This is a genomic window from Providencia rustigianii, from assembly GCF_900637755.1.
GTDB classification, from domain to species: domain Bacteria; phylum Pseudomonadota; class Gammaproteobacteria; order Enterobacterales; family Enterobacteriaceae; genus Providencia; species Providencia rustigianii.
In genome coordinates, this window is the sequence record NZ_LR134396.1 from 2,539,931 (window position 1) to 2,553,732 (window position 13,802).

General features: G+C 41.6%; 12 protein-coding genes. 3 read left to right on the plus strand and 9 right to left on the minus strand.

Translation table 11 applies throughout. The annotated features are described in order from the left end of the window. Positions 1-43: 43 nt before the first annotated feature. Together iscR and trmJ are read right to left on the minus strand one after the other, a co-directional pair. Positions 44-541 carry a Fe-S cluster assembly transcriptional regulator IscR gene (gene iscR / locus EL244_RS11715; RefSeq protein WP_006814703.1) on the minus strand — a complete coding sequence of 166 codons (498 nt, stop codon included), beginning with the start codon at positions 539-541 and terminating at the stop codon, positions 44-46. Positions 542-657: 116 nt separating this feature from the next. Then, complete coding sequence (gene trmJ, locus EL244_RS11720; protein ID WP_006814704.1) at positions 658-1,389, minus strand: tRNA (cytosine(32)/uridine(32)-2'-O)-methyltransferase TrmJ; 732 nt, start codon at positions 1,387-1,389, stop codon at positions 658-660. Positions 1,390-1,514: 125 nt separating this feature from the next. Here trmJ and suhB point away from each other — a divergent pair, with 125 nt between their 5' ends. Further along, the gene (gene suhB / locus EL244_RS11725) at positions 1,515-2,318 is read left to right on the plus strand and encodes an inositol-1-monophosphatase (protein WP_126461075.1); all 804 of its coding nucleotides are present in this window, start codon (positions 1,515-1,517) and stop codon (positions 2,316-2,318) included. A gap of 60 nt (positions 2,319-2,378) precedes the next feature. Here the strand turns inward: suhB and EL244_RS11730 are convergent, their stop codons facing one another. After that, entirely contained in the window at positions 2,379-3,530 is a 1,152-nt protein-coding gene (locus EL244_RS11730) for a 3-phenylpropionate MFS transporter (protein WP_112837067.1), read from the minus strand. A 130-nt stretch (positions 3,531-3,660) separates the two neighbouring features. After that, a complete protein-coding gene (gene glyA, locus EL244_RS11735; RefSeq protein WP_006814707.1) occupies positions 3,661-4,914 on the minus strand; it encodes a serine hydroxymethyltransferase in 1,254 nt (417 codons plus the stop codon). A gap of 350 nt (positions 4,915-5,264) precedes the next feature. On the opposite strand from glyA, the gene hmpA reads away from it, so the two are divergent. Next, positions 5,265-6,464, plus strand: coding sequence for an NO-inducible flavohemoprotein (hmpA, locus tag EL244_RS11740; protein WP_112837069.1), 1,200 nt, complete (start codon positions 5,265-5,267; stop codon positions 6,462-6,464). Positions 6,465-6,605: 141 nt separating this feature from the next. Here the strand turns inward: hmpA and glnB are convergent, their stop codons facing one another. From glnB to EL244_RS11765, 5 genes are read right to left on the minus strand one after another with little or no spacing between them, the layout of a single operon-like run. Next, positions 6,606-6,944 carry a nitrogen regulatory protein P-II gene (glnB, locus tag EL244_RS11745; protein WP_004921424.1) on the minus strand — a complete coding sequence of 113 codons (339 nt, stop codon included), beginning with the start codon at positions 6,942-6,944 and terminating at the stop codon, positions 6,606-6,608. A 12-nt stretch (positions 6,945-6,956) separates the two neighbouring features. Further along, entirely contained in the window at positions 6,957-8,579 is a 1,623-nt protein-coding gene (locus EL244_RS11750) for an NAD+ synthase (RefSeq protein WP_126461078.1), read from the minus strand. Positions 8,580-8,620: 41 nt separating this feature from the next. After that, positions 8,621-9,961, minus strand: coding sequence for a two-component system response regulator GlrR (gene glrR, locus EL244_RS11755; RefSeq protein ID WP_126461081.1), 1,341 nt, complete (start codon positions 9,959-9,961; stop codon positions 8,621-8,623). Next, a complete protein-coding gene (qseG, locus tag EL244_RS11760) occupies positions 9,958-10,779 on the minus strand; it encodes a two-component system QseEF-associated lipoprotein QseG (protein WP_112837073.1) in 822 nt (273 codons plus the stop codon). Before qseG ends, glrR begins: the two co-directional genes overlap by 4 nt. 2 nt (positions 10,780-10,781) lie before the next feature. Beyond that, positions 10,782-12,221, minus strand: coding sequence for a sensor histidine kinase (locus tag EL244_RS11765; protein WP_126461084.1), 1,440 nt, complete (start codon positions 12,219-12,221; stop codon positions 10,782-10,784). A gap of 950 nt (positions 12,222-13,171) precedes the next feature. On the opposite strand from EL244_RS11765, the gene EL244_RS11770 reads away from it, so the two are divergent. Beyond that, positions 13,172-13,798 (plus strand): response regulator transcription factor, encoded by a 627-nt coding sequence (locus EL244_RS11770; protein ID WP_006814715.1) that lies wholly within the window; start codon positions 13,172-13,174, stop codon positions 13,796-13,798. The last annotated feature ends 4 nt before the right edge of the window (positions 13,799-13,802 follow it).

The window sequence follows — 13,802 nt, forward strand, 5'->3', positions numbered from 1 at the left end:
CTTACCATTTGAGTATCGACTGCAATTTATAATCTATTTTATATTAGGCACGTACATTGATAATGGATTCTGGAGCAATACCGTTTGGCATTGTCTTACGCTTTTCATTATCTTGCCTATCCGCAACATCAAGCACTTCTTGATTTTTAACTAATTCATCAAGACTGATACTGCTCAGGAAACTGGTAATTCTATCACTTAAATCGCGCCATAATGCGTGTGTTAAGCAACGATCGCCATTTTGGCAACCTTCTTTATTACCCTGACAACGGGTAGCATCTACGGATTCATCAACCGCAGCAATTACTTCAGCAACAAAGATTTGATCAGAGCCTCGACCCAACAAATAACCACCACCAGGGCCGCGGACACTGGAAACTAATTCGTTTTTCCGTAAACGAGAAAAGAGTTGCTCAAGATAAGAGAGGGAGATTCCCTGACGTTCAGAAATGTCAGCTAAAGGTACAGGACCTGTCTGAGAGTGTAACGCGACATCTAACATCGCAGTTACTGCGTAACGCCCTTTGGAAGTGAGTCTCATAACATAAATACTCCATGGTAAAATATGCAATAATTGTGACATACCTGAGTAATTTGGTCAACTATTTACCTGACTAATTTACTCAAGTATTATTTTACCTTACCACGGATTCAACCTCACTTTTTCGCCCATTTTTCCATTGATGTCAAAATGCCACGAAGAATGTGCAACTCTTGGGTTTCAACGTGTGCGCGAGTGAATAAACGTCTCAATTTATTCATAATTAACCCCGGATGCGCTTTTCGGATGAAACCTGACTCATTTAATACAGTTTCGAGATGAACATAAAAACGTTCTAAATCTTCAGCCGGTGGGTATTCTACCTCATCAACCGCGGATTTTTGCGTATTTTTTTCATTGATCGCTAAATAGGCCATACGAATTTCGTAACTAACTAATTGTACTGCCATTGCTAGATTTAATGAGCCATATTCAGGGTTAGTGGGGATATAAAGATGATAGTTACATTTTTGTAACTCTTCATTGGTTAATCCTACCCGCTCACGACCAAAAATAATCGCTACAGGTGACTCATTGGATTGCTGAACGGATTTGACACCACATTCACGGGGTTCAACCATCGGCCAAGGTAATGTACGCGAACGCGCGCTGGTACCAATCACGAGCTTACAGCCTTCAAGCGCTTCATCCAAGGATGTCACGATTTTTGCATTGCCAATCACATCACTGGCACCCGCAGATAATGCGATAGCATGGGAGTCTGGCTCTACCAGTGGGTTGACTAAATAGAGATTTGAAAGCCCCATGGTTTTCATAGCGCGAGCGGTGGAGCCCATATTACCAGTGTGGGAAGTTTCAACGAGAACGATACGGATATTATCTAACATGATTTATACGATGTAATGAAAAATTTATCGCAGTAGCTTAACACAAAATTGCTTATTGTGACGATCATCTATATAATTCGGCTCTCTTGTTTTTCGTTCTTTAAAAATTCCAGTGGAAAAAACCCATGCATCCGATGCTTAACATCGCCATACGTGCCGCACGTAAGGCTGGTAATCACATAGCTAAAAACTATGAAACTCCTCAAAATGTTGTCGTGACCCAAAAAGGTTCTAACGATTTTGTCACCAATGTTGACCGTGAAGCTGAACAACTCATTATTGAGATTATCCGTAAATCGTATCCTGACCATACCATCATCACTGAAGAAGGTGGTGAACTGTTAGGTAAAGATGATGATATTCAATGGGTAATCGATCCACTGGATGGCACCACTAACTTCACAAAACGTCTCCCTCATTTCGCTGTTTCTATTGCTGTACGCATCAAAGGCCGTACAGAAGTTGCTGCTGTCTACGATCCTATGCGTAATGAATTGTTTACTGCTGTACGTGGTCAAGGCTCACAGCTTAACGGTTACCGTTTACGGATTGCTGAAAAACGTGATCTTGAAGGCGCAATTGTTGCCACTGGTTTCCCATTCAAACATAAACAACATGCGACTCCATACATGAATGTCATGAGCAAAATGTTTGAACAGTGCGCAGATTTCCGTCGTTCAGGTTCTGCAGCTTTAGATTTATGCTATGTCGCAGCAGGCCGTGTTGATGCTTACTTTGAAATTGGCTTAAAACCATGGGATTTCTTAGGTGGCGAACTGATCCTGCGTGAAGCTGGCGGTATCATGACTGACTTTATCGGTGGTCATAACTACTTAGCATCAGGTAATCTAGTTGCAGGCAGCCCGCGAGTTGTTAGAGACATTCTGACTGTCATGAAAGATGAGTTATCTGAAGCGTTAAAACGCTAATTGATAATGACGAACAAGGGCGCAGAGTGAGAACTTTGCGCCCTTGTTGTTTTTCACGCACTAACCTTTAGCTTCTACTTTAGGTCTAATAAATAACGCAGGCACGGCCAATATAGCCATCAAGAAAAATACCACACCATGCTGCTGTGGGACCCGCTCATAAATATAGCCAACCATAATGGTAATGATTGCCAACCCGCCTCCCATAGCCAATGCAGAATAAGCACCTTGTAATGGAATAATTTCATTCTCTTTACGGGCACTAATAAAGCGCATTGCAGCCAAATGGCAGACCGTAAACGTACCACTATGAAGAATTTGCACCATCACCAACACGGGCAATGAAGTAAATGCTCCCATCATACTCCAGCGAATAATTCCACAGGCTGCGGATAGTAATAGTAAGTTACGCGCACTCCAGCGGCGGAATAAACGGTGACTTAACATAAAAACGATGACTTCGGCGACGACACCAAGAGACCATAAATTACCTATGACTAAATCTGAATATCCCGCTTCTTTCCAGTACAGCGAAGCAAAACCATAGTAAGCCGCATGAGCTCCTTGCAGTAAGCTGACACAAACTAAAAATTTAACGACGTTTTTATCGGCAATCAGCTGTTTAAAAGAAACTTTGCTGACACCATCAGTTTTTGCTGCCCCAGCAGGCATAATGGCAGGTTTTAGTAGCGTTCCTAATAACATTGCAGCGCAACTGATAATCAGTGCGACCATGATAGATTTATGCCCCCAGACTCCTGACAAATATCCCATCAACGAAGATCCAATAATAAAAGCGATGGAACCCCAAACACGAATTTTGCCATAGTCAAAGGTAAATTGCTTTTGCCATGCTCCCGCAAGAGAGTCCCCTAAAGGAACCATTGGAGCAAAGAAAAGATTAAATCCAATCATTACAAATAGTAACCAAGCCCAATGAGAGCCAAAGGCAAAACCAATAGAAAAAATAAGAGACAGTGTGGCCAGCAGCCGTAACGCAAGAATTAATTTTGATGGCTCTTTGACTAAAGGGGTAATGAACATCGCACCAAGAAAACGAGCTGCTAACCCGATACCCAACAATACCCCAATCATTTCAGCATCAATACCCTCACCTTGTAGCCATACCGACCAAAAAGGTAAGAAAATACTGTAAGCAAAAAAGTAGGTAAAATAATCAATCGCTAACCAGCGCGTTGATGGGATAACCATCACTCCTCCCTTATTTTCAAATCGCCACCATCTTCGGTGGTGGTTTAGGACCGACAACAAAAAACCCGCTTTACGAAAGTAGAAGCGGGTTTAGATAACTAATTTAGATTAAGTTATAAGTAAATTGCCATTATGCGTAAACTGGGTATTTTTTACAGATAGCTAATACTTTCTGTTTAACCGCTTCAATGGTCGCTTCATCATTGATGTTGTCCAGAATATCACACATCCAGCCTGCTAGCTCGCGCGCATCAGCTTCAGTGAAACCACGACGAGTAATCGCAGGGGAACCGATACGAACACCGGAAGTCACGAATGGGCTCTTAGGATCGTTAGGCACGCTGTTTTTGTTCACTGTGATATTAGCACGACCTAATGCAGCATCCGCATCTTTACCTGTAATATCTTTGTCAACTAAGTCAACTAAGAACAGGTGATTTTCAGTACCGCCAGAAACAACTTTGAAGCCGCGATTTTGGAACACTTCCACCATTGCTTTCGCATTTTTAGCAACTTGTTGTTGGTAAATTTTGAACTCTGGTTCCATTGCTTCTTTCAAAGCCACCGCTTTACCTGCAATAACGTGCATCAGAGGACCACCCTGAGAACCAGGGAATACAGCTGAATTCAGTTTTTTATACAGATCTTCATCACCGCCTTTAGCTAAAATCAGACCACCGCGTGGACCTGCTAAAGTTTTGTGTGTTGTTGTCGTAACAACGTGAGCATGTGGCACTGGGTTAGGATAAACACCCGCAGCAACCAAACCTGCAACGTGCGCCATATCGACGAATAAATAAGCGCCAATACTGTCTGCAATTTCACGCATTTTTGCCCAATCAACGACACCAGAATAAGCGGAGAAACCGCCGATGATCATTTTTGGTTGGTGTTTTTTAGCTTGGGCAGCGATATCGTCATAGTCGATTTTACCGCTTTCATCGATGCCATAAGGAACGATGTTGTAGAGTTTGCCGGAGAAGTTGACTGGGGAACCGTGAGTTAAGTGGCCACCGTGAGCAAGATTCATCCCTAATACAGTGTCACCCGGTTGCAGCAGAGCCATATAAACAGCAGCGTTAGCTTGTGAACCTGAGTGTGGTTGTACGTTTGCGTAGTCAGCACCGAACAACTCTTTTGCACGGTCAATCGCTAATTGCTCAACCACGTCAACGAATTCACAACCACCGTAATAACGTTTAGTTGGGTAACCTTCCGCATACTTATTGGTTAGCTGAGAGCCTTGAGCCTGCATGACTCGTGGACTTGTGTAGTTTTCAGAAGCAATTAATTCAATATGTTCTTCTTGACGTTCTACTTCTTTTTCCATTGCTTCCCACAGTTGTGGGTCGTAATCTGCAATATTCATTTCACGCTTTAACATTCGCTTCTCCTGCCTCAGCAATTCAATAAGGTAACAATCAAATCAACTTAATGACCCACAGTGTAAACTCTTTTTCGTCGTTGAGATAGCCCCTAAGGAAAAATACGCGCAAACGATTGCATAAATTTTTTTGCGTTCAGATCCCTTTAATCAACACACTATATAATAGTGCTTATTTCAATAATTCCGAGATGAATATCTAGTTTTGTTAACCACCTCTAATTATGTGGCTATTTCTGTAACTTTTTATGCATTTGATTATTTACATTTATCCTCAAATATTATAAGTTGCATATAAAATACATGTTTATAAATTCATTAAATCATGAAAATAATTCAGGAGTACCTGCATGCTTGATCAACAAACCATCGCCACGATTAAATCTACCATCCCCGCTATTGCTGCTACTGGGCCAAAACTTACTGCACATTTCTATGAAAGAATGTTTAAGCAGCATCCTGAGTTAAAAGATATTTTTAATATGACTCATCAAATCAATGGGGAACAGCGAGAAGCTCTGTTTAATGCGATTTGCGCTTATGCTATTCATATTGAAACCCCTGAAGCATTAATTGGTGCGGTGGAAAAAATTGCGCAAAAACACGTCAGCTTAAATATTAAGCCTGAGCACTATCCTATCGTGGGGGAAAATTTACTCGCAGCAATTGATGAACTACTCAGCCCTGGACAAGAAGTCCTCGATGCTTGGGGCAGAGCTTATGGCGTACTCGCGGATATTTTTATTAATCGTGAGGCTGCTATCTATCATGAAAATGCTGAAAAATCTGGAGGCTGGGATGGTTTACGAGAATTTAAAGTTACCCGTAAACAAGCTGAAAGCTCGGTGATCACCAGTTTTGAATTTACGCCTGTCGATGGAAAAGCTGTTGCAGATTATCGTCCGGGGCAATATATCACTATTTATCTCAATGAAAATAGCTTTGAAAATCAAGAAATACGTCAATATTCACTCACCACAGCCCCAAACGGTAAAACCTACCGAATTGCCGTAAAACGTGAAGAGCAAGGTATTGTTTCTGGTTTCTTACACCAAGAATTAAATGTCGGCGATATTGTTCGATTAGCCCCACCATGCGGGGATTTTTTCATTGATGTCGATAGCCAAACACCGGTCACTTTAATCTCAGCTGGCGTAGGTTTAACCCCTATGTTGAGCATGCTTAATCACTTAACTGAGCAGCAACATCAAGCTCCGGTGAATTGGTTACATGCAGCAGAAAATGGCACGGTTCAAGCCTTTAGCGATGAAATAAAACAGCTCATGGAACAACACCCTCAAGGACATTATGCCGTGTGGTTTAATCAACCTCTCCCTCAAGATCTCGAAGGGAAAGATTATCATTTCCGTGGGTTGCTAAACTTAGCGCATGTAAAAGACAACGTATTACAGCCTAATATGCAGTTCTATTTCTGCGGGCCTGTGGGCTTTATGCAGTATGTAGGAAAACAATTAGTTGAGATGGGTGTTGCTGAAGAGAATATCCATTATGAATGCTTTGGGCCACATAAGGCTCTACCACTAAATTAATGATAGTTTCATTGTTAATTTGTTGTTTTAATACGTTATTTATAATTTAAATTTAAATTTTTGCGGTAACGGACTCGCATGTAAATATATGAGCATCCCATGTAAGATATATTTATTCCGTTACCGCATTTTTAGCGATGGTTAAATCGCTTCTTCGTCTTGCTCGCCAGTTCGAATTCTAATAACACGAGCCACATCATAAACGAAGATCTTACCGTCACCGATTTTACCTGTTTGCGCCGTTTGCATGATAGTTTCCACACAACTTTCGACGATATCATCAGGAACAACGATTTCAATTTTTACCTTGGGTAAAAAATCCACCATATATTCAGCACCACGGTATAACTCTGTATGTCCTTTTTGACGACCAAAGCCTTTGACTTCCGTTACGGTCATCCCTGTAATACCCACTTCCGCTAAAGCCTCACGAACATCATCAAGTTTAAATGGCTTTATAATTGCATCAATTTTTTTCATATTCAGTTCCTGTTATGACCAATTTTTACGGCCAAAACCTGAAGTAATCGGATAACGACGATCCTTGCCAAAATTACGCATTGTGATCCGCGGCCCTACTGGAGCCTGACGGCGTTTATATTCGTTAATATCGACAAGACGCACCACTTTGCGAACTGTTTCTTTATCAAACCCAAGTTTGATTAGGTCAGTCACAGATAAATCTTTTTCTACATAACCTTCTAAGATGGCATCCAGAACATCATAAGGTGGCAAGCTATCTTGATCCAATTGGCCTGGAGCAAGTTCCGCTGAAGGTGGTCTATCAATCACGCGTTGTGGAATAGCTGGCGATATTGTATTACGATATTTAGCCAGTTCAAAGACCAGTGTTTTTGGCACGTCTTTTAATACATCGAATCCACCCGCCATATCCCCATACAACGTTGAGTAGCCAACTGCGGACTCACTCTTATTGCTGGTCGTTAACACCAAACGTCGACGTTTATTCGACATAGCCATCAAGATCACTGCTCGACAACGTGCTTGTAGATTTTCTTCTGTTGTATCCGCTTGAGCTTCTGCAAACATCGGCTGCAATTCGGCCATAAAAGCATCAAACATTGGTTCGATCGAGACAATATCAAATTCAACACCTAATAATTCGGCCTGTTCTTTTGCATCATGGATGCTCATTTCTGAAGTATAGCGAAACGGCATCATAACGGCCTGAACCTGTTCTTTACCAATCGCATCAACCGCAATAGCGACTGTTAGACCAGAGTCAATACCACCAGACAAACCTAAAATGGCGCCATTAAATCCATTCTTATTAATGTAATCACGAGTTGCTAGAACTAAAGCTTGATAAACTTGTGCGGTGGTTGATACTTCGGGTAGTTTTGGCTGTTCGGTGACTAATTTTAACTCTTCAAAAGTCACGGTAGCTACTTGCTCATCAAACTCAGCCATTTGATAAACTTGCTTACCTTTGTTTGCAAGAACCTTAGATGCACCATCAAAGACTAATTCATCCTGACCGCCGACTTGATTAAGATAAATAATCGGTAAGCCCGTACGCTGGCAATGCTCTTCCAGCAGGTCACTTCGAATATGCTCTTTATGCAAGTCATATGGCGATGCATTAATGGTTAATACTAACTCAGCACCCGCACCTTTAACGTTATCGATGGGCTCGTCGTACCAAATATCTTCACAGATTAATAAGCCTAAACGGTAACCTTTGAAGTCCACCACACAGGTGTCTTCGGCTGCGGTAAAGTAGCGAGGCTCATCAAATACGCCATAGTTAGGCAATTCCTGCTTGAAGTAACGCGCGAGTAATTTTCCTTGATAGAAAAAGGATAATGCGTTGTAAATTTCGCTATCTTCATACCAAGGATGACCAACGATAATGGCACATTCACTGCTTGCTTGTTGTAAGCGTTTTAATTGAGCTACGCAGCGCTCTTCAAAATCGTGGCGGAACAGTAAATCCTCAGGGGAATACCCGGTCAGAGCCAGCTCAGAAAACATGACGATATCGGTATTTTGTGACTGTTGCTCGACAACTTGCAACATACGGTCACAGTTACCTTCAATATCACCAACTAACCAGTTGAGTTGCGCTAATGAGATATTAAGCTTACGGCTCATAAAATGTTTTTTCTCCCTTAAACCTTTAGGCTATAAAGGTTTTATTCTTTAAAATCGTTCGCTTCTAAATCATGGCGCCCGAGTAACTTATAGAATTCAGTTCGGTTTCGCCCAGCCATGCGAGCGGCTTGAGTCACATTACCTTTCGTCATCTGTAATAATTTACGCAAGTAATTCAATTCAAATTGATTACGCGCTTCTACAAATGTCGGTAATGCTGTGTTTTCCCCTTCTAAAGCTTGGCTGACCAATGCCTCACTGATCACGGGAGATGTGGTGAGTGCCACACATTGCTCAATCACGTTGACCAACTGACGCACATTACCGGGCCAGCTTGCCGTCATTAAACACTTCATTGCATCACTGGAAAAACTGCGTACAAATGGCTTATGACGATTTGCGGCTTCACGTAGTAAATGATTAGCTAATAATGGAATATCTTCCGAACGCTCATTCAATGCAGGAATACGTAAATTCACGACATTTAAGCGATAGTAAAGGTCTTCACGAAACTCATTTTTTTCCATCGCTTTAGGTAAATTACGGTGTGTTGCCGAGATAATCCGTACATCGATATCTAAATCACGGTTACTACCTAGAGGGCGAACTTTTCGCTCCTGCAAAACACGCAGTAATTTAACCTGAAGAGCCATTGGCATATCGCCAATTTCATCTAAAAATAGGGTTCCGCCGTTGGCAGCAAAAAATAAGCCTTCTCGGCTGCTAACTGCCCCTGTAAAGGCCCCTTTTGCATGACCAAATAATTCAGATTCAAGAAGTTGTTCTGGCAACGCACCGCAGTTAATAGCAATAAACGGTTTATGAGCTCGAGGACTCACGCGATGGATTGCCTGAGCCAAAACCTCTTTCCCCGTACCGCTTTGCCCGTTAATTAGCACGCTGACATCTGACTGTGCCACCATGTGAGCTTGTTCAAGTAAGCGGATCATGAGTGGGCTACGAGTCACAATTCCAGAGCTCCACTCTTCATCGCTTATCGGCGTGGATGACAGAGCTAACGCTTCATCAATAGCTTTATACAATGCATCTTTATCAACAGGCTTAGTTAAGAAGCTAAAAACGCCACGCTGAGTGGCCGCAACTGCATCTGGAATAGATCCATGCGCCGTTAGAATAATGACGGGAAGATTTGGATGGGCTTTTTGCACCTCATCAAACAGCGCCATGCCATCCATTTCATCCATACGTAAATCACTAATCACTAAATCGATTTTTTCTTTTTGTAGGCGTTTTAGTGCTTCTGGACCACTCTCTGCTGTCGATACTTTAAAACCTTCACTACTTAAGCGCATGCCTAACAGTTTTAGCAGGCTAGGGTCATCATCAACCAGTAGTAAGTTCGCTGACTTACGGCTTGTCATTGTACTTTATTCTCCGCTGGATTTTGTTCTGTTTCGGCTGGCTTAGCTGCATCAGGAGAAGCAGCGACGGCATCAGTTACCGCCTTTTCATCTTCTTTTTCAGCTTCATTCGCATTTTTTTTGCGTGAAGAGAGCTGACGCTCAATATCGGTTAAGTTTTCTAATTTGCGTGATGTTGAATCTAACTCAAAACGCAGCTTTGCATTATCTTCTTTTAAACGATCAAATTTGGTATCCATTTCCTGCTGTAAGCGTTTATAACGAGAATTAGCTTCAGCAAGGTTGATAACTTGCACTTGCTGTTCGCGCCAAATCTGTAATAACGGGCGAACAGGTGTAGGAAAACTTAAGCTATATGTGTTGATGCTATCTAGCATTTGACGTCGTTCAGTAATCGACGGCTCGGCAGAATTTAATAGGATATTTTTCGTGAATGAACTAGACCAATCAGTCACGTCGATCTGCTTGGCTTTGTTACGTGCTTGTTCTGCATCCATTCGATCAACACACCCCATCATACGCAACCAATACAGCGCATTCTCTTGTGAGGCAAGCTGCTGATTTTCCCAAATGGACTCACAGGATGCATAGCGATAATCTGTCGTTTTGACTTCTGGGATCACCACTTGAGCTAAGGTTTCTAACGGAGATTGTCCATTTTTCACCACACAACCAGAAAGAAAGAGAGAAAAGAAAAATATTCCTAACGGCGTAGCGATGCGGAATGATTTATTCGTCACTCTACGGCTATTGAATGTTGTTTTTGGCAATATCGTCTTACACAATACAGCCCAAAAATCTGTAGACCTATTTACCATTGTTATTCGTTCTCTGCAGTTAAAGGCAGTTCAATTCGAAAGCAGACATCCGCTGATTTGTGGGAAACCAATGATAGCTCACCGCCCATCTGTTTAATGCAATCTTGCGCGATGCTAAGCCCCAGTCCACTTCCTTTTACGGCGCCTTTTCTTTGGAGGCTTCCTTGATAGAAAGGTTCAAAAATCATATTTTGCTCAGACTCAGGGATTGGAGTACCGGTATTGGCAATCTCAATCACTAATTTATTACCTGTTCGTCGACTAGAGATCCAAATATTACCTGATTCGCCACCATAGTGCACCGCATTGGAGTAGATATTATCAATAACTCTTCCGAGCAAAGTAGGTTCTGCGAGGCAACTTTCCACTTTTAAACGAATCTCCGTTTTTATCTCTTTCGCTCTTGCTGGCAAATTATGTGCATTTACAATGTCGTCAATCAACTTATTCAGATCGACTAATTGTGCAACAGGCGGCTCATCCACTAATTTTCGATTATAGTCGAGCAACTGTTCAATAAGTTGCTGAAGGTGCTTACTACTATGATCTAGTATCTCAACAACCTCTTTTTGTGAGCTGGTCAACGGTCCGGCAACTTCATCTGCCAATAACTCCGTCCCCTCACGCATACTGGCTAACGGTGTTTTTAGTTCATGGGAAATATGGCGTAAAAATTCATGGCGCTGAGATTCGAGCCAAGCAAGCCTTTCACTCAACCAAATAATTCGTTGGGCAATGGTTCTTAACTCTCGAGGGCCTTTAAATCCGTCAATATCATTTTCTAGTGTAAGACCTGTTCCTAAGCGATTAATCATCCGCTCGATCACTTTTACCGGACCAATAATCATTCGAGTAAATAGCGTAACCAATAATGCACTGAGTAAAAATAGAATTAATGTTTGCCAACCAAATAGCTGCCCTTTATTTGCGATAGCTTTTTGCAGCTGATCCCCACGACTAAAAATAACATCGCGGGTTTGTTGCACAAGTTGTGTATTTTGCGCAGAAAACTGTTCTAACGCTTTAGTCGTAAGCTGGGTTGGTTCATTGCTCTCGCAACTGATCGCTTTTAGCTGCTTTAATGCATTGACCAATGCAGAGCTATCCGCATTATCTGGCAGGATGGTTTTCTGGCGTTCTAACATCTGCTCGTAATCGGCAAACTGTTTGTGATATTGAGTTTGTAATGCAGGATCTTGTAGAACGCAATATTGCCGATAGCTACGCTCCATTTCCAACGCGAGACTACTCATTGCTTCGCTACGACGGGTATCTAGCAGTGTTGTTTTATTAATATTTGCCGCTTGATTACTCAATTGCTCAAGGCTTTGGTATGCCTGATAAGCCAGCACCAATAAAGGTAGTAAAACTAGCCAAAAAGCCATGACTACCAGTTGCCTCAATGAGCGCGGGAAAAGACGCCATTTGCTCAAACCGTTCATCTCTTACCTATTTATATGTCTTTCAATGGTAGCAGAAGTCGCCCCTAAGCGGAAAATTCTGTTTGCATTGGGATATTGGCGAGTGTGCCATATCGATTAAATAGCAATGAACGTGCCAGTTTATGGGGTAAAATGTGAGAATTTTCAAGAAAATAGACTAAAAGAAATTTTATTGATTATGGCTAATCTAGCTGGAGGGGATGCAGATGTAGGAAGGCGGATAAATGAGAATTCCCATTTATCCGCCAGCGATACTTTACAGCTTATATATGACTATGTCTTTTACTAAAGATAATCATATAGGTGGTGCCTCACTCAACGTGTCGCCCTGTGTCTGATAAGGCTCGAAAGCGAATATCTATGGTGTTGGACGGTAGGCACCTTACTTTGGCATCATTCGGGTTTTATGTGGTATGTTCCCAACAAATTTGGACCTACATAAGCAATTGAATGAGCAACTGAATATTATTATGCACACATCGTGCCAACTTTTCAAACAATTTTATATCACATTGAATTTACTTGATTTTTAATTTTATACTTTTTTACATCTAATCTGACATATTGTGAACAAGTTCTAATTCCAAATTATATTCCCTTATCTGTCTCCAATTTAAGACACAGACCAACCTGTTTTTTAATGTTCTTATTTATCATCAAGATAAATGTCACCTTTTGGCGACACCGCACCCCATGGTTTGTCGCTAATTTTAGACACTATCAAATTTTAAGGCTTGAAAAACGAGATGGCGATTAATCTAATCCCTATTAATTTTTGGCATAAATCTCTTGATGATAAAATAAAATATTGCCATCCGATTTATTAGCGCTATGATGCCGCGCGTTTCATTTCTGATGGACGTCAGAATTTCAAACTATGTTCCTAGCTAATCTTTCCCTATATTGATATAAGACTGGCAAATGGTCACTTACTTACTATCGAAATTACAATGATAAAAATAGCCTTGATTGACGACCATATTGTCGTGCGCTCCGGTTTCGCCCAACTGCTAACATTAGAGCCTGATATTAGCATCGTGGGTCAATATGCAAGTGCTCAAGAAGCCTGGCCTCACTTAATTAGCCTTGATATCGATGTTGCTATCATGGATATCTCAATGCCAGATGAAAGCGGTTTACAGTTACTCACCCGCTTACGTAAGAAAAAACCCGATTTTCGTACCATTATTTTAAGTATTTATGATACACCCGCATTTGTGCAGAGCGCACTGGATGCAGGGGCTAGCGCCTATTTGACAAAATGTTGTGGGCCAGAAGAGTTAGTTCAGGCGGTCCGTTCTGTTCATCAAGGCGGTTGCTACTTATGTGCCGATGCAATGCGAGCATTACGTCAAACACCACAGCAGCAACATGGCATTCAAGAACTCACTAACCGTGAGCGCGAAGTTTTTGACTTATTAGTGTCTGGATTAAGCGTCAAAGTCATTGCTGAGCAACTCAATCTGAGTCATAAAACAGTGCATGTTCATCGAGCAAATGTTTTAGGTAAATTACAGTGTGATAGCACCATTGAGCTGGTTCACTACGCGTTAGAGCATAATATTATCTCAAGGTAGATAT